The sequence below is a fragment of the Rhodobacter sp. NTK016B genome, assembly GCF_017303295.1.
Taxonomy (GTDB): Bacteria; Pseudomonadota; Alphaproteobacteria; order Rhodobacterales; family Rhodobacteraceae; genus Pararhodobacter.
In genome coordinates, this window is the sequence record NZ_JAFKOK010000011.1 from 50941 (window position 1) to 72195 (window position 21255).

21 protein-coding genes are annotated in these 21255 nt (G+C 65.1%); 11 read left to right on the forward strand and 10 right to left on the reverse strand.

Going from position 1 to position 21255, the window contains the following annotated elements:
• Window positions 1–25: 25 nt before the first annotated feature.
• The gene (locus JI664_RS15095; protein ID WP_207014593.1) at window positions 26–853 is read left to right on the forward strand and encodes an MBL fold metallo-hydrolase; all 828 of its coding nucleotides are present in this window, start codon (window positions 26–28) and stop codon (window positions 851–853) included.
• Between the two features lie 10 nt (window positions 854–863).
• Window positions 864–2381 (forward strand): MDR family MFS transporter, encoded by a 1518-nt coding sequence (locus tag JI664_RS15100; RefSeq protein ID WP_207014594.1) that lies wholly within the window; start codon window positions 864–866, stop codon window positions 2379–2381.
• Window position 2382: 1 nt separating this feature from the next.
• Here JI664_RS15100 and JI664_RS15105 read toward each other — a convergent pair whose 3' ends face one another.
• The gene (locus JI664_RS15105; RefSeq protein WP_207014595.1) at window positions 2383–2943 is read right to left on the reverse strand and encodes a UbiX family flavin prenyltransferase; all 561 of its coding nucleotides are present in this window, start codon (window positions 2941–2943) and stop codon (window positions 2383–2385) included.
• A gap of 123 nt (window positions 2944–3066) precedes the next feature.
• Between JI664_RS15105 and JI664_RS15110 the strand changes: the two genes are divergently transcribed.
• Window positions 3067–4059 carry a zinc-binding alcohol dehydrogenase family protein gene (locus JI664_RS15110; RefSeq protein ID WP_207014596.1) on the forward strand — a complete coding sequence of 331 codons (993 nt, stop codon included), beginning with the start codon at window positions 3067–3069 and terminating at the stop codon, window positions 4057–4059.
• A 2-nt stretch (window positions 4060–4061) separates the two neighbouring features.
• On the opposite strand, the gene JI664_RS15115 is transcribed toward JI664_RS15110, so the two are convergent.
• Complete coding sequence (locus JI664_RS15115; RefSeq protein ID WP_207014597.1) at window positions 4062–4835, reverse strand: SDR family NAD(P)-dependent oxidoreductase; 774 nt, start codon at window positions 4833–4835, stop codon at window positions 4062–4064.
• 209 nt (window positions 4836–5044) lie between these two features.
• Between JI664_RS15115 and JI664_RS15120 the strand changes: the two genes are divergently transcribed.
• A complete protein-coding gene (locus JI664_RS15120; protein WP_207014598.1) occupies window positions 5045–5821 on the forward strand; it encodes an alpha/beta fold hydrolase in 777 nt (258 codons plus the stop codon).
• A 10-nt stretch (window positions 5822–5831) separates the two neighbouring features.
• Here the strand turns inward: JI664_RS15120 and JI664_RS15125 are convergent, their stop codons facing one another.
• Entirely contained in the window at window positions 5832–6494 is a 663-nt protein-coding gene (locus JI664_RS15125) for a GntR family transcriptional regulator (RefSeq protein WP_207014599.1), read from the reverse strand.
• Window positions 6495–6709: 215 nt separating this feature from the next.
• On the opposite strand from JI664_RS15125, the gene gtdA reads away from it, so the two are divergent.
• Genes gtdA through ribB form a run of 3 tightly spaced genes read left to right on the forward strand, consistent with a single transcriptional unit; the run spans window position 6710 to window position 9677 of the window.
• On the forward strand, window positions 6710–7747 hold the full coding sequence (gene gtdA, locus JI664_RS15130; protein ID WP_207014600.1) for a gentisate 1,2-dioxygenase: 1038 nt from the start codon (window positions 6710–6712) through the stop codon (window positions 7745–7747).
• A 14-nt stretch (window positions 7748–7761) separates the two neighbouring features.
• The gene (locus JI664_RS15135) at window positions 7762–8613 is read left to right on the forward strand and encodes a fumarylacetoacetate hydrolase family protein (protein WP_207014601.1); all 852 of its coding nucleotides are present in this window, start codon (window positions 7762–7764) and stop codon (window positions 8611–8613) included.
• Window positions 8610–9677: a 3,4-dihydroxy-2-butanone-4-phosphate synthase gene (gene ribB, locus JI664_RS15140; protein ID WP_286174117.1), complete on the forward strand. Its 1068-nt coding sequence runs from the start codon at window positions 8610–8612 to the stop codon at window positions 9675–9677. Before JI664_RS15135 ends, ribB begins: the two co-directional genes overlap by 4 nt.
• Here ribB and JI664_RS15145 read toward each other — a convergent pair.
• From JI664_RS15145 to JI664_RS15160, 4 genes are all read right to left on the reverse strand, one after another.
• Complete coding sequence (locus JI664_RS15145; protein ID WP_207014603.1) at window positions 9670–10536, reverse strand: IclR family transcriptional regulator; 867 nt, start codon at window positions 10534–10536, stop codon at window positions 9670–9672. The two genes, ribB and JI664_RS15145, sit on opposite strands and share 8 nt — an antisense overlap.
• Before the next feature lie 196 nt (window positions 10537–10732).
• The gene (locus JI664_RS15150) at window positions 10733–11212 is read right to left on the reverse strand and encodes a DUF3237 family protein (protein WP_207014604.1); all 480 of its coding nucleotides are present in this window, start codon (window positions 11210–11212) and stop codon (window positions 10733–10735) included.
• Window positions 11202–12851: an amidohydrolase gene (locus tag JI664_RS15155; protein ID WP_207014605.1), complete on the reverse strand. Its 1650-nt coding sequence runs from the start codon at window positions 12849–12851 to the stop codon at window positions 11202–11204. The genes JI664_RS15150 and JI664_RS15155 overlap by 11 nt, the downstream gene beginning before the upstream one ends.
• Window positions 12841–13527: a TetR/AcrR family transcriptional regulator gene (locus JI664_RS15160; protein ID WP_207014606.1), complete on the reverse strand. Its 687-nt coding sequence runs from the start codon at window positions 13525–13527 to the stop codon at window positions 12841–12843. The genes JI664_RS15155 and JI664_RS15160 overlap by 11 nt, the downstream gene beginning before the upstream one ends.
• 48 nt (window positions 13528–13575) lie before the next feature.
• On the opposite strand from JI664_RS15160, the gene JI664_RS15165 reads away from it, so the two are divergent.
• Genes JI664_RS15165 through JI664_RS15180 form a run of 4 tightly spaced genes read left to right on the forward strand, consistent with a single transcriptional unit; the run spans window position 13576 to window position 17477 of the window.
• Window positions 13576–14697 carry an ABC transporter ATP-binding protein gene (locus tag JI664_RS15165; RefSeq protein WP_286174118.1) on the forward strand — a complete coding sequence of 374 codons (1122 nt, stop codon included), beginning with the start codon at window positions 13576–13578 and terminating at the stop codon, window positions 14695–14697.
• Window positions 14687–15610, forward strand: coding sequence for an ABC transporter permease (locus tag JI664_RS15170; protein WP_207014607.1), 924 nt, complete (start codon window positions 14687–14689; stop codon window positions 15608–15610). The genes JI664_RS15165 and JI664_RS15170 overlap by 11 nt, the downstream gene beginning before the upstream one ends.
• Window positions 15603–16406: an ABC transporter permease gene (locus tag JI664_RS15175; protein ID WP_207014608.1), complete on the forward strand. Its 804-nt coding sequence runs from the start codon at window positions 15603–15605 to the stop codon at window positions 16404–16406. The genes JI664_RS15170 and JI664_RS15175 overlap by 8 nt, the downstream gene beginning before the upstream one ends.
• A gap of 36 nt (window positions 16407–16442) precedes the next feature.
• On the forward strand, window positions 16443–17477 hold the full coding sequence (locus JI664_RS15180; RefSeq protein ID WP_207014609.1) for an extracellular solute-binding protein: 1035 nt from the start codon (window positions 16443–16445) through the stop codon (window positions 17475–17477).
• Between the two features lie 236 nt (window positions 17478–17713).
• On the opposite strand, the gene JI664_RS15185 is transcribed toward JI664_RS15180, so the two are convergent.
• Genes JI664_RS15185 through flgK form a run of 3 tightly spaced genes read right to left on the reverse strand, consistent with a single transcriptional unit; the run spans window position 17714 to window position 21252 of the window.
• Window positions 17714–18775, reverse strand: a complete 1062-nt coding sequence (locus JI664_RS15185; RefSeq protein WP_286174128.1) for a flagellar basal body P-ring protein FlgI — start codon at window positions 18773–18775, stop codon at window positions 17714–17716.
• Window positions 18776–18813: 38 nt separating this feature from the next.
• Window positions 18814–19821, reverse strand: a complete 1008-nt coding sequence (locus tag JI664_RS15190; protein ID WP_207014611.1) for a flagellin — start codon at window positions 19819–19821, stop codon at window positions 18814–18816.
• Between the two features lie 3 nt (window positions 19822–19824).
• Entirely contained in the window at window positions 19825–21252 is a 1428-nt protein-coding gene (gene flgK / locus JI664_RS15195; RefSeq protein WP_207014612.1) for a flagellar hook-associated protein FlgK, read from the reverse strand.
• Window positions 21253–21255: the final 3 nt, after the last annotated feature.

Here is a 21255-nt window from a genome sequence, read left to right on the forward strand (position 1 = left end):
CACAGATGCCGAGGGAGGCCATGCCATGGGCAACACGACGACCACGACGCTCGGCGATGCCGAGGTTTCCGTTCTGACCGACGGTGTTTCGACCTTCGGGCCCGAGATGTTTCCGGGAACCGAGGCCGCGCATATCGACGATGTGCTCAAGGCCAATCGGGAAACCGACATCCGCACGAATTTCAACGCAAACCTGATCCGCACCGGCGGCAAGATTGTACTGGTCGATGCTGGCGCGGGCTCGCTGTTCGGCCCGGCCTGCGGCCATCTGCCTGAAGCGCTGGCCGAGCTGGGCGTTACACCAGAGCAGATCGACATCCTCTATGCGACCCATCTGCATCCCGATCACATCGCTGGTGCAGTGACCGGCGACGGCAAGGCGGTGTTCGCCAATGCCGAGCTGGTCGTGCAGAAAGCCGATGCCGATTTCTGGCGCAACGAGATTCCCGGCGCCCCCGAGATGATCCTGAACTGGCAGGCTTTGGCGCAGACGGTGCTCAAGGCCTATGGCGACCGGCTGCGCCTGATCGAGGGCGAGGCCGATATCGCCCCAGGCCTGCATTCGTTGCCGCTGCCGGGTCATACGCCCGGCCATGCCGGTTATCGCCTGGCCTCGGGCAGGGACCAGCTGGTGCATGTCGGCGATATCGTCCACGCGCCCTATGTGCAGATCTCGGACCCCGAGATCGCGATCGTCTTCGACATCGACCCCGATACGGCCCGCGCGGCCCGCAAGCGGCTGCTGGACCAGCTGGCCGGTGACGGCGCGCTGATTACCGGCGGGCATCTGTTGGCGCCCGCCTTCTACCGGGTCGAGCGTAACGGACGCGGCTACCGGCTGGCGGACGGCTGAGGATGCCTTCGTGACGCCAGCCGAAACGTCCAAGCCGCCAGAGCAACGGGTCGGCCTGATCCTTGCCTGTGTCGCAACCGTGTTGCTGCTGGCCTCGCTGGGTCAGACCAGCGTCTCGCCCGCCTTTCCCACCATTGCCGCCGAACTGGGCGGTCTGGACCGGATTTCATGGTTGGTGACGGCGTATCTGCTGGCCTCGACCATCAGCGCGCCGATCTGCGGCAAGCTGGGGGATCTGTTCGGGCGCAAGATCGTCATTCAGGGCGGGATCGTCATCTTCCTGTGCGGCTCGGTCGTGGCCGGGCTGGGCCAGACGCTGGAAATGGTGACGCTCGGTCGCGCGATTCAGGGGCTGGGCGGGGGCGGGCTCATCGTCACGGCGATGGCCGTCGTGGCCGATGTGCTGCCCGCGCGTCGGCGCGGGCGGGTGCAGGGGATGATGGGCGGCGTGTTCGGCGTCTCGACTGTCATTGGCCCGCTGATCGGCGGTTTTCTGGTCGAACAGCTCAGCTGGCACTGGATCTTCTTCTTCAATCTGCCGCTGGGGTTGGCCGTTCTGGTGATCCTGCAATTGATCCTGCGCCGCGCACCCTCGCGCGCCAGGCCGCCGGTGGATTACATGGGCGCCGCCCTGCTGGCCACGCTGCTCAGCTGCGGCGTGCTGATCGCCAATCTGGGCGGGCGTACGCTGGCGTGGGATTCGGGCGCGCTGCTGACGCTTGTGGTGCTGGGTCTGGCAGCGGTTGCGGGGTTCATCGCCACCGAGGCCCGCGCGCGTGAACCGATCCTGCCGCTGACGCTGTTTACTAACAACAATTTCATGCTGCTGAACCTATGGGGCATGATCTCCGGCGCGGCGATGTTCGGCACCATCACCTTCATGCCGCTGTATCTGCAAGTGGTGCAGGGGGTCACGCCCACCGTGTCGGGCCTGTTCCTGTTGCCGATGATGGCCGGGATCATGGGCAGTTCGATGCTGGCGGGGCAGGTCATGGTGGCGACGGGGCGCTACAAGGTCCTGCCGATGATCGCCGCGGGCGTGCTGACGCTGGCGATGCTGCTGATGGCGAGGCTGGCCCCCGATACCCCGCTTTGGCAGATCGCGCTGTTCATGGCGGTGACCGGGCTGGGGATCGGCCCGGCGATGAGCGTGGGGGCCACGGCGGTGCAGAACGCGGTCGCCTCCTCGCTGTTGGGCGTGGCCACGGCCAGCGCCAACATGTTCCGGCTGATTGGCGGCAGTATCGGCACATCGGTCTTCGGGGCGATGTTCGCGTCGGGTCTTCAGATGCGGCTGGCCGGTGAACAGGCGCGCGGAGAGATCGGCGATCTGCGGGCACTCGATGCCGCCACGGTAGCCGCCCTGCCGCCGGGCCCGCGCGACACCGTCCTGCAGGCGTTTTCGGACGTGCTGCACCCGATCTTCCTGATCGCGGCGGCGCTGTCGGTCGTGGCGGCGCTGGCCTCGCTGGCGTTGAGGGAAGTGCCGCTGTCGACGATCCTGCCCAATCCGGCGCCCGAGGCCTAGGTCATTCCTTCCAGCGGCTGACGGTCCCGGTATCCAGCCCGAACAGGTCCAGCGCGCGCCCGACGCTGTGGTCGATCATCTCATCGAGTGTGCGGGGACGGGCGTAGAAAGCCGGGACCGGCGGCATGATGATGGCCCCCGCCTGCGTGGCCCGCGCCATCAGGTCGATATGCCCGGCATGCAGCGGCGTCTCGCGCAGCATCAGCACCAGCTTGCGGCGTTCCTTCAGGCAGACATCGGCGGCGCGGACGATCAGTTGGTCGGCATAGCTGTTGGCGATGCCGCTGAGCGTCTTGATCGAGCAGGGCGCGACCAGCATCCCGTCCGAGCGGAACGATCCCGACGAGACCGACGCGCCGATATCCTTGAACGCGTGGCTGTGATCGGCCAGCGCGCGGATTTCGTCGGCGCTCATGTCTGTTTCGTGCTGCGCCGTCACAAGGGCCGAGGGCGAGATGATGACATGCGTTTCAATCCCACCCATCGCGCGCAGGATCTGCAGCGCGCGGATGCCGTAGATGGTGCCGGAAGCCCCTGAAATGCCGACGATAATGCGCTTCATTCGACCCGCCTTCCTGAGGAAGTGATTGGCAAGGATTGTATAACATGATTTGTTATAGATGAATTGTTGTCGGGTCCAGCGTCACATGGCGCGGCCCGCTCCGGTCCCGAAGGGAGCTTTGGAATGACCCGCACCTTTCCCGCCGTCGCCTTCAATCCGGCGATCGGCAAACTCGAGGATGTTACCGTTCCGATGACCGAACCGCAGGGCGAAGACCTGCTTGTCAGGGTCAGCGCCGTTTCGGTCAATCCCGTGGATCTGCGGCGCCGTCAGATGATCCCGAACGACGCGCCGCTTGTGCGGCTAGGCTATGACGCGGCCGGCGTGGTCGAGGCCGTCGGACCCGATGCCAGCGGCTTCAGGCCGGGCGACCGGGTGTTCTATGCGGGCGCGGCGAACCGGGACGGGGCGAATGGCGCTTATCATCTGGTCGATGCCCGGCTGGTTGGTCATGCCCCGAAAAGCCTGTCCGACGCCGATGCCGCCGCGATGCCGCTGACGGCCCTCACCGCCTGGGAATCGCTGTTCGAGCGGCTGGGTCATTCCGCAAGCTTCGACGGCTCCCAGCCCGGACGCCTTTTGGTCATCAACGGTGCGGGCGGGGTCGGATCGGTGGCGCTGCAACTGGCAAAGCTGGCCGGTCTTCACGCCACCGCCACAGCATCGCGTGCCCAGAGCGCCGATTGGTGCCGGGCGATGGGGGCGGCCGAGGTTGTGGATCACGCGGCGCTGGCTGAACTGCCGGATATGAGCTTCGACAGCATCCTGTGCGCCTATGATGCCGACGGGTATTTCGAAACGATGGCGCGGCTGATCGCGCCGCAGGGGATGATCTGCACGATCCTTGGTCTGCGCCAGCCGCAGAACCTGATGCCGCTGTTCCAGAAAAGCGCGGGGATCGTCTGGGAATACATGTTCACCCGCTCGACCCATGCGACCGCTGACCGCGGGCGTCAGGGCGAAATTCTGACGCAGGTGGCAGGCTTGATGGATAGTGGCGCGCTGAAGACCACCCGCAGTGTCACCATGAAGGGGCTCAATGCACAAAGCCTGCAAGAGGCGCATGACCGGCTCGCGCAAGAGCGGATGACCGGCAAGCTGGTTCTGACGCTGTGAGGTCAGATCGCCATGATCCCGCCATCCACCGGGATTGTGACGCCGGTCATATAGCTGCTCGCGGGCGAGGCCAGCAACAGCGCCACGCCCTTGATCTCGTCTGGATCGGCGATGCGGCGCATGGGTACGGTTTCGGCGAACATCGCCGCCACCTTTGGGTCGCGGATGCGCCCGCCCGCGATGTTCGTGCGGAACGGGCCGGGCGCGATGCCGTTGACCGTGACGCCATGCGTCGCCAGTTCCACCGCCGAGTGGCGCACCAGATTGACCACGGCCGCCTTGGTCGCGGCATAGGCATAGCCGACCATGCGCTCGGATTTCAGCCCGGCGACCGAGGCCGTCGCGATGATCCGCCCATAGCCGCGCGGTTTCATCACCCCGGCGGCGGCCTGAATCGTGGTAAATACGCTGGTCAGGTTCATGTGCATCACCTGATCCCATTGCCCGTCCTGCACTGCCGACAATTGTCCGCCTTCGGTCATGTGGCTGGGTCCGGCGGTGATGCCCGCATTGGCGATGGCGATATCCAGCCGGTCATGGCGTCGGTCGATGTCAGTGATCGCCGCGCGAAGTGCCGAGCGGTCGGAAACATCCAGCAGCAGAACCTCTCCGCTGCCGGGCAGGGTCGCGTGCGCTTCGGCCAGGGTGTCGGGGTTGATATCGGCCAGCACGACATGCGCCCCGGCCTCGGCCAGAGCCTCGGCCATGGCCCGGCCAAGACCGCTGCCGGCTCCGGTAACCAAGGCGACCTGTCCGGTCAGGTTGAAAAGCTCCATCCGTGGCCTCCTTTTTCACAAAGGTATGCAATATGACGAGCCCGCGTGAGGCAAGAGTTTCTTCCGTATTTCATATATTAAAGAGCAATTTCGGCATTTAGGAGCGAGCTGCGCGCTGTCTTATTGACCGAAAGATATACCAAAGGTATACAAAAATCGGGACAAGGAGAGTGACCTGCCATAGCGGACAGGCATAGGGGAGGGCGGCCATGAGCCATCAGGAAACGAGCGCAACCATCGCCGGGTGCCGGGTCAGGATCATGCGCAAGGGGGAGGGCGCCCCGCTGCTGTTTCTGCATGGAATCGCCGGGGCGGACGGCTGGATGCCGTTTATGGAGACCTTGTCGCAAACCCATGACGTGATCGTCCCCGAGCATCCCGGGTTCGGTCAGTCTGACACGCCCGGCTGGCTCGATTCCGTGGGGGATCTGGCGTATTTCTATCTGGACCTGATCCGCGAGTTGCAGCTGGACGATGTCCATGTCGTCGGCACCTCGCTGGGCGGCTGGATCGCCGCCGAGATGGCGATCCGCGACCCCGGCGCGCTGAAATCGCTGACGCTGGTCGCTCCGGCGGGGATCCGGGTCAAGGGCGTGCCGCCCGGCGACATCTTCCTTTGGTCAGCCGAGGAAACCGCCCGCAACCTGTTCCACGATCAGGCCTTCGCGGCCTCGGTGCCGCTGCCCGCCGGGGATGCCGAGCTGCTCGCATCCTTCAAGAACCGCGAGACTGCCGCGCGGCTGGGCTGGAACCCGCGCCTGCACAATCCCGATCTGCCGAAATGGCTGCATCGCATCGCGGTGCCCACGCTGATCGTCTGGGGCGACGACGACAAGGTCCTGCCGGTCGCCTATGCGCCGGCGTATCGCGACCTGATCCCCGGCGCCGCGCTGGAGGTCTTTCCGGCCTGCGGGCACCTGCCGCATGTCGAGAAAGCCGCCGAGTTTGCCGAAACCACGCTGCGGTTCCTGCACAAAGCCGCTTGATCCCGGTGTCTTAATCCCCGGAGTCAGGCAGATGCACGATGGAAAACAGATGCCCCGCCATCGCCGCCTCGGCCCAGTCGGGGTTGCGCGCGCGCAGGGCGCCGATGATCTCGCGGTGCTGCACATGCGTGCGCCGCGTCCGGTCGTGGACGGGTTCGGAATAGGTGTTGAAGATCGACGCGGGCAGTTCCAGCGACGCGGCAAGGATGCGCTCAAGCCGAGGGCTGCCGGCGGCATGGGCGATCAGGGCGTGGAACTCGTTGTTGAGGCGGTCGAACTCGGCCAGATGCTTGTGCCAGCCCAGATCGCTGAAGGCGGTTTCCATCTGGTCCTCGATCGCTTCGAGCTGGGCGATCTCGTCAGGGCTGATACGCCGGGCAGCGCGGCGCGCGCCATGCCCTTCCAGCTTGGCACGCAGGCGGAACACCTCGGCGACATCGGGGCCGTCGAAACTGGCGACCCGGCCGCGCCGATAGCGTTCCAGAAGCACCAGCCCTTCGTTGTTCAGGCGGCTCAGGGCCTCGCGCACGGGGGTGCGGCTGACGCCGATACGCTCGGCAAGCCGGGCCTCGCGCAGCTCTTCACCGGGCTGCAATTCGCCGGTGATGATGGCGTGGCGGACATGGCGATAGGCGGTTTCCACCGCGCCGTTTCCGTCCGTCGGGTCGCTCACAGGACTATCCTAAACCAAGGGGCCAGCACGCGCCGGGCCGGTGAAAGCTGGCAGGTTGCATACGACAAGACAAGCCCGCGGCGCCAGCCCCCTTGTTCTGAGCGGGGTTGCGGCCGCAACGGTATACCTTTGCGTGGGGCGGGCTTGCCCTTCAAGATACCGGCCCCGCAAGCCCGCAGAGCGATCCCCTTTCCCGACACGGCAGGAGCCATGCCATGACCTCGACCGATGCCGAACGGCAGGATTTCTACGACCGACTGGGGGCGCAGGATATGGCGCCGCTCTGGGCGGTGTTGAAGGGGCTTCTGCCCTCGGAACCCCGGTCGAAAGCGGCGCCTCATCACTGGCGCTACGGCGATGTTCGTCCGCTGTTGCTGGAATCCGGCGACCTGCTGACCGCCGAGGAAGCCGAGCGCCGCGTTCTGGTGCTGGAAAACCCGGCGCTGAAGGGCCTGTCGCGCGCCACGGCGACGATGTATGCCGGAATTCAGCTGATCCTGCCCGGCGAAACGGCGCCAGCCCATCGCCATTCCCCCTCGGCCCTGCGGTTCATGCTGGAAGGCGAGGGTGCGATCACGGCGGTCGGGGGTGAGCGCACCACAATGCGGCGCGGGGATTTCGTCATCACCCCGTCCTGGGCCTGGCATGACCATGGCGCCGAGGGCAGCGATCCCTGCGCCTGGCTGGACGGGTTGGACCTGCCGCTGGTGCAGTTTCTGGAAGCCGGGTTCAACGAACATTACAATGACAAGAATCAGGCGATCACCCGGCCCGAGGGGGATTCGATGGCCCGTTACGGCGCCAATATGGTGCCGATGCGTCCGCAAAGCCCCTATGGCCTGACCACGCCGATCTTCAATTATCCCTACACGCAGACCCGTGCCGCGCTGGTGGCCGCCGCTGCCGGGGCTGCCCCCGATCCGCACGAGGCGGTGTCGCTGCGCTATGCCAACCCGCTTGATGGCGGCTGGGCGATGCCGACGATGTCGGCCTGGATGATGCATCTGCCCGCCGGGTTCGAGACGGCTCCGATCCGCTCGACCGATGCGCTGGTGATGTGTCTGGCCGAAGGGCGGCTGACAGCGGGGATCGGCGAGCAGAGCTTTGCCCTGGAGGAACGCGATGTCGCCGTTGCGCCGGGCTGGACATGGCGCCGCTTCCGGGCCGAGACGGACAGCTTCCTGTTCTGTTTCTCGGACCGGGTGGTGCACGAGAAACTCGGCCTCTGGCGCGAAGAGCGTGGCGCGGCCTGACGAAGGGAAAGACGATGCGTTTCTGCAGATTTGACGACAACCGCCTTGGTGTGGTGAAGGACGGCCATGTCCATGATGTGACCGAGGTTCTGGACGGCCTGCCGCCGGTGTCATGGCCGCTGCCGCACGGCGATCACTTCTTCAACCATTTCCATAGCTTGCGCCCAAAGATGGAGGCCGCTGCCGCAAGCGCGCCGGGTGTGCCGGTGGACCGCGTGCGTTTGCTTTCGCCGGTGGCCAATCCCGGCAAGATCGTCGCCGCGCCGGTGAACTACGCGCTACATCTCGACGAATCCCGCGCCGATACGCAGATCAATTTCGGCACGGCGGTGAAGACCATCCACGAATACGGCGTGTTCCTGAAAGCGCCCTCGTCCATGATCGGTGCCGGTGACGCGGTGGTGGTGGACTGGGACGACCGGCGCACAGATCACGAGATCGAACTGGCGCTGGTGATCGGCAAACAAGGCTTCCGCATCGCCGAGGACGACGCGCTGGATCATGTGGCGGGGTATATGATCGGCCTCGACATGACGATCCGCGGAACCGAGGACCGGTCCTATCGCAAGTCGCTGGATACCTTCACCGTGCTGGGCCCGCATATCGTGACCGCCGATGAACTCGGCGATCCCGGTGCGCTGGATTTCGAAATCAAGGTCAATGGCGAGACACGGCAGAAATCGAATACCGAATTGCTGATCCTCAACGTGGCTCAGCTGATCGCCTATGCTTCGAAGGCCTACACGCTGTATCCCGGCGACGTCATCATGACCGGCACGCCCGAGGGCGTGGCGCCAGTGAAGGCGGGGGACGTGATGCACGCATGGATCGACCGGGTCGGAGAGATGACGGTGCGGGTCGCATGATCTCGCCGATTGCCGATATCATCGAGGATGCGCGCAATGGTCGGATGTTCATCCTCGTCGATCATGAGGATCGCGAAAACGAGGGTGATCTGGTCATCCCCGCGCAGATGGCCAGCGCGGAGGCGGTCAATTTCATGGCCCGCTACGGGCGCGGCCTGATCTGCCTGTCGCTGACCGCAGAGCGGATCGACGCGCTGGGCCTGCCGCTGATGACCGCCAACAACGCCTCGCGCCATGAAACCGCGTTTACCGTCTCGATCGAAGCGCGCGAGGGCGTGACAACCGGCATTTCCGCGCGCGACCGGGCCGTGACCATCGCCGCCGCCATCGACCCGTCCAAGGGCCCGGCCGATCTGGCGACGCCGGGGCATGTCTTTCCGCTGCGCGCGCGTGAAGGCGGGGTGCTGGTGCGGGCGGGCCATACCGAGGCGGCGGTCGATATCGCGCGGCTGGCGGGGTTGGATCCCAGCGGGGTGATCTGCGAAATCATGCGCGAAGATGGCAGCATGGCCCGTCTGCCCGACCTGATCGCCTTTGCGCAGGAACACGGGCTGAAGATCGGCACGATCTCCGATTTGATCGCGTATCGCCGCCGCAACGACAATCTGGTTGCGCAGATTGAAGAAAAGCCGGTCACCTCGGCCTTTGGCGGCGACTGGGTGATGCGGGTTTTCCGCGACACGGTCGAGGGCGCCGAGCATATCGTGCTGTCGATGGGCGCCGTGTCGGACGGGGACCCGGTGACGGTGCGGATGCATGTCCTCGATTCCGCCGAAGACGTGCTGGGCATCCGCTCGGTCCCGTTCAACCTTGCCGAACGCGCGATGCAGATCATCGCCGAACGCGGTCGCGGGGTGATGGTGCTCTTGCGCGATACCCGCAAGGCGATTGACCGCAGCGACGGCACAGCACCCTATGTGCTGCGCGATTACGGTGTCGGCGCGCAGATCCTGACCGCGCTGGGCATCCACGAGATCGACCTGCTGACCAAGAACCGGATCGTCCGGCCCGTGGCGCTGGAAGGCTACGACCTGTCGATCCGGTCGTGCACGCAGATCAGCTGACCGGACGCTTGTCGCCTTTCTGCCCGTCGCCCTTCTGGCCTTCGCGCGGGCTGTTGCCCATGCGCTCGGACAGCCGCCCGGTCGATTCCAGCAACAGCTTGGAAATCGATTTCGCGCGGGCGCCGCTCAGCGCCTTTTCCGAGCCCAGAACGGTGATCGACGCGACGATCCTCCCGGTATGATCGAAGACCGGCGCGGCCATCGCGGCGAAATTGGCGTTGATGTTGTTGCGCGAGATCGCATAGCCCTGCTCGCGGATCGCCTGCATCTGCTCGTCGATCGCCTCGGGGTCTTCGGGCAGGTCGGCCGCGCCCGGCCAGGTCTCGTCCCCGGCGCGGATCGCGTTCAGTTCCTCGGTCAGCAGCTGTTCGGTTTCGGACCGGTTCAGATAGGCCAGAAAGATCCGCCCCGTGGCAGAGGCATAAAGCGGCAACACATAGCCCAGCCGTACCGTCAGCGACCCTTGCCGCTGGCCATCGACCTTGGACACGATACCCGGCCCGCGATTGCCCCAGACCGACAGATAGGTGGCAAAGCCCGTGGCCTCTTGCAGCGAAACCAGCTCGTCGCGCGACAGGCCGACGATATCGAGCTGCCGGATCGCCGAATGGCCCAGCTGGATGGCAAAACTGCCCAGACCGTAATGGCCGGTATGCGGATCTTGCCGCACCAGTCCCTCGCGGATGAAGCTGACCAGATACAGGTGCACCTTGCTGGGCGGCATCCCGGCGGTTGCGGCGACGTCGCGCAGCGGCAGAGGGCCGTCGGCGGCCTCCATCGCGCGGATGACCTGAAAGCCCACCTCGATGGATTGGATCCGGCGTTGTGACCAGTCGTCGTCCCTGTCGGCTTTCTTCATCGTATCCTCGTTATCATGCGCAGCGTCGTTCACAGGATAACGGGTGCGCCGGGGCGGGTTCAATCTCGGAATGACGGTGTCAGAGGGCGCCAGCGCCGTGACGAGGCGGATGACGCAACGGGACAATACCTGCGACTAGGCGGGCAGGGGCCGTCGGGCTGTTTTCCGGTCGCGCGGGGGTATCCTGCCCGGGCCTTCAGAGTTCCGCGTGCCACAATTCGATAAAGACGTGGTCGGGATCGTCGGCTGGCGCGAAGGCGGTGCCGAACAGAACCATGTCCCCAAGCGTAGCATGCGGTCCGGTGGTGATGTCCAGTTCGGCCTTGGTGCGTCCGTGATAGCTGCCGTCGGGCTGCGGCGTCATGCGGCCTGCATTGTGGACCATCGCCATCGTTCCGTCATCGAATGCCATCACGTAGCGCGCGTCGACTTCGTAAGTGCCGTCAGGCAGGCGTCGGGCGCAATCCGCGCCGCCCGGCAGCAATCTGGCCGTCCAGCCCGGTCCGATGGCCTCGCCGCCGGTGATTGGGAACAGGGCGCGCCCGTGGCCGCGCGTGGTGTCGAATTCCGTCGGCGCCGCGATATCCGCCCGGATCGCGCAGACCCGTGTCAGGCGCGGGATGCCCGGCGAAAAGGGGGCGCCGAGGGCAGTGACGTCCGGGCCTTTATCCTTCATGGGTCACGGCACCGTCGCAGATCGTCAGGGCGACATGCATCTGTGCGATCTCGTCCGGCGGCGTCGCTTCGATGTTCCCCGAAAGCAGGGCCAGATCGGCCTTCATCCCTGCTCGCAGCGATCCGGTCTCGGTTTCCATGAAGCCGACATACGCCCCGTTGCGCGTATAGGCCGCCAGCACATCCAGCAGATCCAGCCGCTGGTCGGGCAGCCCGTCGATCCAGTTCTCGCGCAGCATCGCCGCCTGAATCCCCGCAAGCGGCGAGATCGGCACAATGGGCCAGTCCGAGGAAAAGGCCACGACCGCGCCCGTGTCGAAAAGATCACGCCAGGCATAGGCGTATCGCGCCCGGTCGGGTCCGATACCCTCGGTCGTTCCGCTTTCTCCCTGCGGGGCGTGGGGCGGCTGCATCGAGGCCACGACGCCCAGTTCGGCCAGCCGGGGCACATCCTCGGGCGCGATCAGTTCGATATGCTCGATCCGGTTTCGGCGGTCGCGCGGACCGTTTGCTTTCGCCGCTGCCTCGTAGCCATCCAGCGCCAGCCGGACCGCCGCGTCGCCGATGGCATGAACCGCGATCTGCAGGCCCCGGCGGTCGGCCTCGGTCGCCGCGGCGAGAAAGGCTTCGCGGGTGAAAAGGGTGTCTCCGCGATGGCCGGGGCGGTTGGCATAGGGCGCAAGCATCGCGGCGGTGCCGCTTTCGATCACGCCGTCGAGGAACATCTTCACGTATCCCGAGCCAAGCTTGGGGCCGGTGAAGTCGCGGGTCATCGCGCTGGCGCGGTCGAGTTCCGACAGCTCCATTTCGGGCGTCAGGTGAAAGGGCACCCGGACCCGCGCGAACAGATCGCCCGCGGCCTCGATCTCGCGCAGGACGTCGAGCATGTAGCGATTGCCGTCCATGTTATGCATTGAGGTGATGCCGTGACGGGCGGCATGGCGCAGACCCAGTTTGAGAAAGGCGCGATCATCCGCGCGCTCTTTCGGCGTGGGGGGAACCGGCGGCTCGATCCCGGACATGCCAAGTATCTCGCGCCCGCCGGTCGTACGCAGGTCCAGAACCGGCAGGAAGGCGTGTTTCTCGTGCAACTCGCCGGTGGCGAGCCCGTCCTCGCCCATCACCACGGCGTTGCCATGCGGCAGGGCGCGGCCTTGAAGAAGACCTGCGGCTTTCAGCGCGGCGGTGTTGGCAAAGGCCGAATGGAAATCATAGGCCATGACGATCAGCGGGCGGTCCGGGCAGATCGAGTCGAGCGCGTGGCGGTCCAGCGTCCGGCCCGGGCCCAGCAGCGCGTAATCCGCCCCCTGTGCGAACAGCAGGGCCGCGTCGGGATTGGCCGCCGCGAAGCCTTCGACAGCCCGCTTGAGGGCGTCGAACCCCTTCACCCCGGCCAGTTGCAGAAGCGTTTCACCATAGGCGCCCGAAAACAGGTGCAGGTGCGATTCGACGAAACCGGGCAGAAGCGTCGCGCCACCGGCGTCGATGACCCGGGTGGCGGGGCCTGCAAGGGCGCGCATCGCCTCATCATCGCCCACGGCAAGGATCCGGTCGCCCGCAATCGCGACGGCGCTGACGCGCGGATTGTCCGGGTCCATGGTCAGGACGCGGGCATTGGTCAGGATCAGGTCAGCGTTCATCAGGGGTTCCGGCGTTGCGAAGACGGGGAGAGGTCAGGCTTTCGTCGTCGAAGATAAGCGCGAGCATCGGCAGCACCCGCCGCGCAACCAGCGCATCATGCTGGGCAATCGTCATCTCGGCATCGGTGATCAGGCAGATGAAACAGGGCATCCACAGGTCGTGCAGCATCGTCGCCAGATCATGGGGATCGAGCGGCGCGCCACTGCGCGTCTTCAGCGCATAGGCATCGAGCAAGGCGGCGATAGAGTCGACCAGAAGGGTTTCGATCCGGCGGTACTTGTTGGACAATTCGGTATCGGGATGGCGGATGACCGAAGCTTCGGCATAGCGCCACACGCGTTTCGGGGCGATCGCCAGCGTCTGCGACGAAATCCGCGAGAAAAGCGCCTGAATGACGCTGGCCAGTGACACACCTTCGGGCCGGGGCAGGCGGGTTTCCTCGTCCCGTCCTTTGCGCGCGCCTTCGTCGATGATCGCCATCAACAGCCCGTCCTTCGAGCCGAAATAGTTGAACACTGTCGGCACCGACACGTCACAGGCTTCCGCGATATCGGCGAGGGTCGTGGCATCGACCCCTTTCTCGCCGAAGAGCGTGGTCGCGGCGGCGATCAGTGCGTCGCGGCGTTGCGCCTTTTTGCGGTCTCGCAGGCTCTCGGTGGCAATGGCAGCGGACATTCATTCCATCATTTTTTATCGCACTAAAAAATTTGTATTGACTAAATAATGATTGTCAATAGCGTTGCCGAAACACCAGACGAATGGACCGCGATGCTGGAGATAAAGTCCCTTTCCAAGACCTTCGGGGCGGGTGTTGCTGCCTATCACGCCCTTCGAAGCGTCGATGTCACTGTCGAGGATGGCGAGTTCTTCACGCTGCTCGGCCCGTCGGGTTGCGGCAAGACGACCCTGCTGCGTCTCATCGCCGGGTTCGAGCAACCGACCGGCGGTCAGCTGGTTCTCGACGGGCAGGATATCGCGGCCATCCCGCCCAGCCGTCGACCGGTGAACACCGTCTTCCAGAGCTATGCGTTGTTTCCGCACATGACGGTGGCGCAGAACGTGGCATTCGGCCTTGAAGCGCGCGGTACGCCCGCCCGCGACGTGGCTGCGCGGGTCGAAGAGGTGCTGCAACTGGTGCAGATGGACCATCTGCGCGACCGCAAGAGCGCGGCCCTGTCCGGTGGTCAGCAACAGCGCGTGGCACTGGCGCGCGCTCTGGCACCGCGTCCCCGGATCCTGCTGCTGGACGAGCCGCTTTCGGCGCTGGACCTGAAGCTGCGCAAAGAGATGCAGGCGGAACTGAAACGTCTCCAGCGGGAAATGGGCCTGACCTTCATCTTCGTCACCCACGATCAGGACGAGGCGCTGACCATGTCGGACCGGATCGCGGTGATGGAAGGCGGGCGCCTTCAGCAGGTGGCCGCGCCGCGCGATCTTTACGACCACCCGGCGAACCGCTTTGTCGCGGGTTTCATCGGCGAGACGAACCTGCTGCCGGGCGAGGCCGGGAACGGTCAGCTCCGGCTGGCCGGACTGGCCCCGGCGCCGATTGCGGAAGCCGGGGCAGAGAGCGGCGCGGTCACGGTGATGATCCGCCCCGAACATGTCGTCGTCGGTCAGGAAGCGGCGAATGCGGTGCATACCAGCGGGCGCGTCGATGAACTGATTTTCTTCGGCACCGACACGCATGTGAAGCTCTCGCTGCCGGGCGGCGGCAGCCTTACCGCCCGCACGCAGAACAGCCTGCATTCCGGCACCCATCTGACCGAGGGTCAGACCGTGCCGCTGTCCCTGCCATACGAGGCGTTGCGCATCCTGCCCGACGAGGCCGCGCATGCTGTCTGAGGCCGCATCGGGCGAAGCCCTGCTGCGGCGCGCCGAGACGCGTCGGCGCTGGTCGCTGGCGATGCCCGCCCTGATCGTGATCTCGCTGTTCTCGATCCTGCCGTTGGCGGTGATGGTCGTCTATTCGTTCCTTACGCCCGGCACCTACGGCAATGTCGAATGGCAATTTTCGCTCGATGGCTGGTTCTCGGTCATCTTCGAGCGGGATCTGTTCGACGACACGCTCGGCCTTGCTGATGCGCATCTGTCGATCCTGGGGCGTTCGGCGCTACTCGCCCTCGCGACCACGGCTCTGACCATGGTGTTCGGACTGCCGACGGCATGGTTCATTGCGACCCGGCCCGTGGCGTCGCGCGCCTATTGGATGTTCCTCATTACCGTGCCCTTCTGGACCAACCTTCTGGTGCGCACCATCGCCATCCAAGAGGTCATCCGCGCCGACGGCACGATCAACCGGTTGCTGCTGGGGCTGGGCGTGATCGACGCGCCGATCCAGATGATGTTCACCAATGGCGCGGTGCTGCTGGGCATGACCTATGTCTATCTGCCGCTCATGGTTCTGCCCGTCTACGCGGCCATCGAAAAGTTCGATTTCCGGCTCGCCGAGGCGGCCTATGACCTGCATGCCTCGCGCTTCTATTGCCTGCGCCGCGTCATCTTTCCGCTGATCCGGCCCGGGGTCATCGCGGGTTCGATCCTTGTCTTCATTCCCGCGCTCGGCGCCTATGTCACGCCGCGGCTGATGGGCGGAGGCCGGGCGATGATGTGGGGTAACCTGATCGACCTGCAATTCGGGCAGGGCCGCAACTGGCCGCTGGGCGCCGCGCTGTCGGTGTCGCTGACGTTGCTGGTGATGATCGCGCTTGTGCTGAGTGTGCGGCGCTTTGCCGGCGGGGGGCGGGCGGATGGCTGAACGAAAATTCTCTGTCAGGCATGTCCCCGGCGCCGCGCCGATCGCGATCGTGACCTTCATCGCGCTTTATGCCCCGATCGTCATCCTGATCGCGAATGCCTTCAACGCGGGCCCAGTCATCGGCCGGTGGGAGGGCTTTTCTCTGCGCTGGTTCGCCTCGGCCATGCAGAACGAGGCCTTTCGCAATGCCGCCCTCAACTCGCTGATCGTCGCGATGCTGGCCGCGCTGTTCTCGACCCTTCTGGCCGTGATGGCCGCGCTGGCCATTACGCGCGGGCGGCGGCTCAAGGGTGAAGGCGGCATCTTCGTGGTGCTGAACCAGCCGCTTCTGGTGCCTGAGATTGTCCTCGCCATCGCACTGATGATCGTGCTGGCCCAGATCAAGCAGGCGACGGGCTATCACGGTCTTGCCTACATGATCGTCGCGCATTCCACCTTCTGCATCCCTTTCGCGTTCATGCCGATCCGCGCGCGGCTCGAGGGCATGGATCTGACGTTGGAAACCGCGGCGATGGATCTCTATGCGGGACGTTTCTACACCTTCCGGCGCGTCACGCTTCCGCTTCTTGCGCCCGGAATCCTTGCCGGGTTCATGCTGGCCTTCGTCGTGTCGCTCGACAATGTCGTGGTCAGCAGCTTCGTGAAATCGCCCGGGCAGGAAACGCTGCCCACCTACCTGATGGGCGAGCTGCGGCGCAATCTCAGCTCAGAAATCTACGCGATCTCCGCCCTCCTTCTGTTCGCCAGCGTGACGGTCGTCGCGGCGTCGTGGCTCATCACAAGACGCAAACCATAACCAACCCAAAAATCGCCCAACAACGGAGAAGAACACATGAAACGGAAAGCCTGTTTTCTGGGAAGTGCCGCCGCTGCGGCCCTGCTGGCGCAGGGCGCTCTGGCCGAGGGGCGGCTCAACATCTACAATTTCGGGCTCTATACGCCGCCCGAGCTGCTCGAGCGGTTTTCCGAAACCTACGATGTCGAAGTCTCGCTGACCGAGTTCGCGGCGAATGAGGAAGCCATCGCGCGGATTCAGGCAGGCGGCCACGGGCTGGATGTCGTGCTGGTCAGCGGGTATTTCATCCCCGCCTATCTCGATCAGGGCCTTTTGATGGAAAGCCACCCGAACGAGATGGAGAATTTCTCCAACGTCGCGCCGGAATGGGCGTCGATCACCAATGATCCCGAGCGCGCTTATACCGCGCCGTGGGTCTGGGGCACGACCGGCGTGATGGTGAATACCGGGCTCTACGATGGCGACATCAATACAGCCGCCATCTTTCTCGACCCTCCCGAGGAACTTAGCGGCACGATCAATCTCGTCCCGTCGATGAACGATGTGATCGACATGACGCTGCGCTATATCGGCGCCGAACCCTGCACCAGCGACCGCGAGGCTCTGAGCGCAGCGCGCGATCTTCTCACCTCGGCAAGCGAGCATTGGGCGTCGATCGATTACGCCTCGTTCGAGAAATTTGTGAACGAAGATCTCAATGCGTCGGTGTTCTGGAGCGGTGCGGCCGGGCGTATTCGCGATGCCAATCCCGATTTCGCTTATGGCTGGCCCGAGACCGGCTATATCCAATGGATGGACAACATGGCGATCCTGGCCGATGCCACCAACGTCGAGAACGCGCGCCTGTTCCTGAACTTTATCATGGCGCCGGAAAACGCCGCGATGATCTCGAACTATACGCGCTATGGCAACGGCATCACCGGGTCCGAGGCTTTCATGGATGCGGGGCTTCTGGATTCGCCCGAATTGCAGGTGCCCGAGGCGCTCGAAGGCGCTGCGATCGACCAGCAACTCTGCGCGCCGGCGGTTCAGGAACTCTACACCCGGATCTGGACCGAGCTTACGCGCTGATCGGAGGCGTCGTTCGGGAAGAACCGAGCCGGGTTTTCATCCGGTGGGGTAGGGACCTGAGCTTTGATCGGGCCCTGCCCTTCCCGTCAGGGAATCGTCGCAGTTGGAGATCACGGTGGTGAAGTCTGTTGCACCCTCGGTCAAGCTCGGCGCTTTACGGGAAGCGCCGGTATCCGACACACCATTTCTGCCTTGTTTTCAGAATGTCTTGGCGGGTCAATCTCCTGCTTCCAGGGTCAATGAACCACCAGATCGGCATGCAACGCGCCTGCGGCATTGATCGTGTTGAGGATGTCGATCATGTCACGCGGACCGACACCCAGCGCATTCAGCCCGGCGACCACTTCTGCCAGCGACGTGCCCCCCTGCAATTCCGCCAGCCCGGTTCCCGGTTGTGGCATGATCTCGGCATTCGTGCGCGGCACAACGACCGTCTCGCCGGGGGAAAACGGGTTGGGCTGGATCGCTTGCGGCATTTCTTCCACTCTCAGCGTCAGACCCCCTTGCGCGACGGCGACCCGGCTGATGCGCACGTCTTCGCCCATGACAATCGTGCCCGAGCGCTGATCGATGACCACGCGCGCCCGCGTTCCGGGCGAGATGGGAAGGTTTTCGATCCGGCTGAGCGCATGGGCCGCCGTCGGCGCACGCGTCGCGGCGATGTCGAGTACCACGGTGCCCGAATCCTGCATGGCCGCGACGGCGCGTCCGAAATGGGTATTGATCGCCCGCTCGATATGCAGCGCCGTGGTGAAATCGGCCTGACGAAGCGCAAGCCGGACGCGCGACAGCGACGCCAGCTGAAAGTCGACCTCGCGTTCGACCCGTGCCCCGCCGGGTATCGTGCCCGAGGTGGGAACGCCCTCGACCACCTGTGCGGCCTCGCCGCGCGCGGCGACGCCACCGGCGATGACCGCGCCCTGGGCAACGGCATAGATCTGCCCGTCCGCCCCGTTCAACGGTGTCATGACCAGCGTTCCGCCGAACAGCGAGTTTGCGTCGCCGATTGCCGAAACGGTCACATCGACCCGCGATCCCGTGCGCGCGAAGGGCGGAAGCGTCGCGGTTACCAGCACCGCAGCGACATTGCGCGGGCGAAACTGCTCGCCCGTCACATTGACGCCCAGCCGCTCAAGGATATTGGTCATGATGTCTTCGGTGAAGGGCGCGTTGCGCAAACCGTCCCCGGTTCCGTCCAGCCCCACGACGAGGCCGTAGCCGATCAGATCGTTGCCGCGAACTCCGTCGAATTCGACGAGATCCTTCAGCCGGATCTGCGCGGCGGCGGCCTGACACATCAGCGCAAGCAGGATCAGGGCGCAAAACGTGGCCCGCATCACAGATACTCCGTCAGCGACAGGCGCGCTGTCCTTGCGGTGAAGACATAAAGCGTTTCCAGCCGCGCCTGCACCACTTCGAGCTGGCCGGCTACCTCATAAGGATCGGCCCCGACGAGATTCTGGCGGGCAAGGCGCAGCGTATCGCGTTCGCCGGTCAGCCGTGCCGAGACATCGTCGAGCTGCGCTTGGGTGTCGCCGAGGCTGCCCTGCAGGACGGCAATGCTGGCTGAACTGGCCATCAGGGTCTCTGACCCTGCGCGGGCCAAAGCCCGGCGCTGGCCATCCGACAGGCTCAAGCTGTCCGAGCCCGCAAGCGCAGAGATCACCAGTCCCGTCATCACCTGTCGCAAGGCGGGATCGGCCGCAGTGGGCAGCGCGTTGGCGGTCAGGCCGGTATCGATGGCCGCGCCCGTGGCGGCGGCTCCGCCCTGATAGAGGCTTGTCTCGAACGTTCCGCCCGGATCCATGAACTCCGACGTCACCGCGGCGATGATGTCGTCGGTATTGGACAGCGCGGTGACCGACGGCAGGATCGCGGCGATAATCGTGTCCGCATCGGGCAAAGGGGGTGTGTCGCTTGCGATTCCGGAAAAGACCGCGCGCCCTGCGACGCGTTGACCCAGCGATGCGGACAGGTCGTTCAACGCGCCTTGCGCCGCGATCGCGGCTGAGCGCAGCGTGGGCATCGCGGTTCCGTCTGATGACACAGCCAGCATCCGCGTTGCGGCATCCGCCGCCGTATCCGAGACCCGTTGCAGCGCGGTCTGGGTTATGTCGGCGGCGCTGGTTGCAAGCTTGTTGGCTTCGAGAAAGGCGTCGATCCGGGTCAGGCGCGATTCAAGCGCGCTGAACGGTGCCAGATCGCCCTTCAGCACCTTCTCGGGTCTGGCAACCTGCCCTGAGGTCAGTTCGAGCCCGAGGCGCGAGACATGATCGCGAAGGGTGACGGCGTTCCGGTTAAGTTGAAAGGGCAGCGCGAGACTTCCGAGGGAATTCCAGGTCATCGGTCAGATCTCCAACAGGGTGCGGATCATGGCATCGGCGGTCTGGATCACGCGCGCATTGGCGGCGTAGGCCTCTTCGATCAGCAGCAGTTTCTGCATTTCGGCATCGGTATCGACGCCCTGTTCCAGCATCGCTTCGGTCAGCGTGTCGAGCCGCGTCCTTGCCGTGGTGGCGCCGTCTTCGGCCCATTGGCGTTCGGTCGAGATATCGGCCAGAATCGCCCCCAGCGTGGTGGCGGAATCCTGTAGGGGGGCCCCGGGGCCGGACGAAATGGTCCGCTCGAGCGCGCCGAGCATGGCGTTGATCTGGGTCGCGTCGCCGACGGGTCCCGCCGCCGCCGCGCCGATCCCGTCGCGCAATCGCCAGAGCGCGCCGCCATTCGCCGGATCGACGAGGGTGTTCACGCTCAGCCGTCCGGCAAGGCCGGGCAGGCCGGTATCGGGGCCGTCTTCATCGGTAAAGAAACCGACCCCACCTGCCAGCGTGGCATCCGTCGCCGGATCGGCGAAGCGCGCGATCAGGTCGCTGGCATAGCTGTCGATCTGCGATTGTGCCGAGACCGCGTTGATATCGCGGGCGGTGAAGGCAGCGGCGAGACGCCCGCCGCCCAGCGGTCCGGTTTCAGCGGTCGAGACGGCCTGTCCGTTGATGGTGAGGCCCGACAATTCCACGCCGACGCTCATCGAGGCGTCGATCGCTACGGTCGGCGAGAAACCGAGCGTCGCGGGTTGCGTGTCGAGCAACAGGCGGCCGGAGGCAGAATAGATCATAACCCGGCCGTGGTCGCGCGGATATTCCTTGATCGGTACGATCTCGGACAGGCGACCGATCAGTTCCTGACGTTCGTCTTCGAGACCCAGCGTGGATTGGCCGCTCAGACGCATCTTGACGATCTGTTCGTTGAGCTTGTCGATTTCGATAAGGCCATTATTGACGGTGTCGACATCGCGCGCGATCTGCGCATCGGCGTCCATGCGCAGCGTCTGCACACGATCTTCGACGGTCGCCAGAGTTTTGGCGAGCGCGGTGCCGGTTTCGACGATGCGCGAGAGGCGGTTGTCCAGATCCGGCCGTTCCGAGGCCGAGATCAGCGCGCTTTCAAAGGCCGAAAGCGCAGCGGAGACGCCCTTGTCGGGAAGCCCCATCGCGGTTTCGACGCTTTGCCAGAATTTCTGCGCATAGGTGCTGGCCGCGGTCGAGGCGCCGGCATCGCGGTGCAGGCCCAGTGTGACCGGGTCGACCATGCGCGTGATGCCGGCGATGCGCACCCCCGACCCCGCGCCCCCCAGAGAGGAGGACGCGAGATCGAGCCGCCGGGCGGCATAGCCCGGCGTGAGCACGTTGGCGACATTGGCCGACGCGACCTGAACCGCGCGGGCCGAAGCGGTCAGGCCCGTCGTGGCGTTATGCAGCGAGCTTGCGATGCTCATGTC

What these genes read in the sequence shown, in the direction of transcription:
- JI664_RS15095 (WP_207014593.1), top strand. Translation starts at nt 26, where the DNA reads ATGGGCAACACGACGACCACGACGCTCGGCGATGCCGAGGTTTCCGTT.
- JI664_RS15105 (WP_207014595.1), bottom strand. Translation starts at nt 2,943, where the DNA reads ATGAAGCGCATTATCGTCGGCATTTCAGGGGCTTCCGGCACCATCTAC.
- JI664_RS15110 (WP_207014596.1), top strand. Translation starts at nt 3,067, where the DNA reads ATGACCCGCACCTTTCCCGCCGTCGCCTTCAATCCGGCGATCGGCAAA.
- JI664_RS15115 (WP_207014597.1), bottom strand. Translation starts at nt 4,835, where the DNA reads ATGGAGCTTTTCAACCTGACCGGACAGGTCGCCTTGGTTACCGGAGCC.
- JI664_RS15120 (WP_207014598.1), top strand. Translation starts at nt 5,045, where the DNA reads ATGAGCCATCAGGAAACGAGCGCAACCATCGCCGGGTGCCGGGTCAGG.
- gtdA (WP_207014600.1), top strand. Translation starts at nt 6,710, where the DNA reads ATGACCTCGACCGATGCCGAACGGCAGGATTTCTACGACCGACTGGGG.
- JI664_RS15135 (WP_207014601.1), top strand. Translation starts at nt 7,762, where the DNA reads ATGCGTTTCTGCAGATTTGACGACAACCGCCTTGGTGTGGTGAAGGAC.
- ribB (WP_286174117.1), top strand. Translation starts at nt 8,610, where the DNA reads ATGATCTCGCCGATTGCCGATATCATCGAGGATGCGCGCAATGGTCGG.
- JI664_RS15145 (WP_207014603.1), bottom strand. Translation starts at nt 10,536, where the DNA reads ATGAAGAAAGCCGACAGGGACGACGACTGGTCACAACGCCGGATCCAA.
- JI664_RS15150 (WP_207014604.1), bottom strand. Translation starts at nt 11,212, where the DNA reads ATGAAGGATAAAGGCCCGGACGTCACTGCCCTCGGCGCCCCCTTTTCG.
- JI664_RS15155 (WP_207014605.1), bottom strand. Translation starts at nt 12,851, where the DNA reads ATGAACGCTGACCTGATCCTGACCAATGCCCGCGTCCTGACCATGGAC.
- JI664_RS15160 (WP_207014606.1), bottom strand. Translation starts at nt 13,527, where the DNA reads ATGTCCGCTGCCATTGCCACCGAGAGCCTGCGAGACCGCAAAAAGGCG.
- JI664_RS15165 (WP_286174118.1), top strand. Translation starts at nt 13,576, where the DNA reads ATGATTGTCAATAGCGTTGCCGAAACACCAGACGAATGGACCGCGATG.
- JI664_RS15170 (WP_207014607.1), top strand. Translation starts at nt 14,687, where the DNA reads ATGCTGTCTGAGGCCGCATCGGGCGAAGCCCTGCTGCGGCGCGCCGAG.
- JI664_RS15175 (WP_207014608.1), top strand. Translation starts at nt 15,603, where the DNA reads ATGGCTGAACGAAAATTCTCTGTCAGGCATGTCCCCGGCGCCGCGCCG.
- JI664_RS15180 (WP_207014609.1), top strand. Translation starts at nt 16,443, where the DNA reads ATGAAACGGAAAGCCTGTTTTCTGGGAAGTGCCGCCGCTGCGGCCCTG.
- JI664_RS15185 (WP_286174128.1), bottom strand. Translation starts at nt 18,775, where the DNA reads ATGTGTCAGGCCGCCGCCGCGCAGATCCGGCTGAAGGATCTCGTCGAA.
- JI664_RS15190 (WP_207014611.1), bottom strand. Translation starts at nt 19,821, where the DNA reads ATGACCTGGAATTCCCTCGGAAGTCTCGCGCTGCCCTTTCAACTTAAC.
- flgK (WP_207014612.1), bottom strand. Translation starts at nt 21,252, where the DNA reads ATGAGCATCGCAAGCTCGCTGCATAACGCCACGACGGGCCTGACCGCT.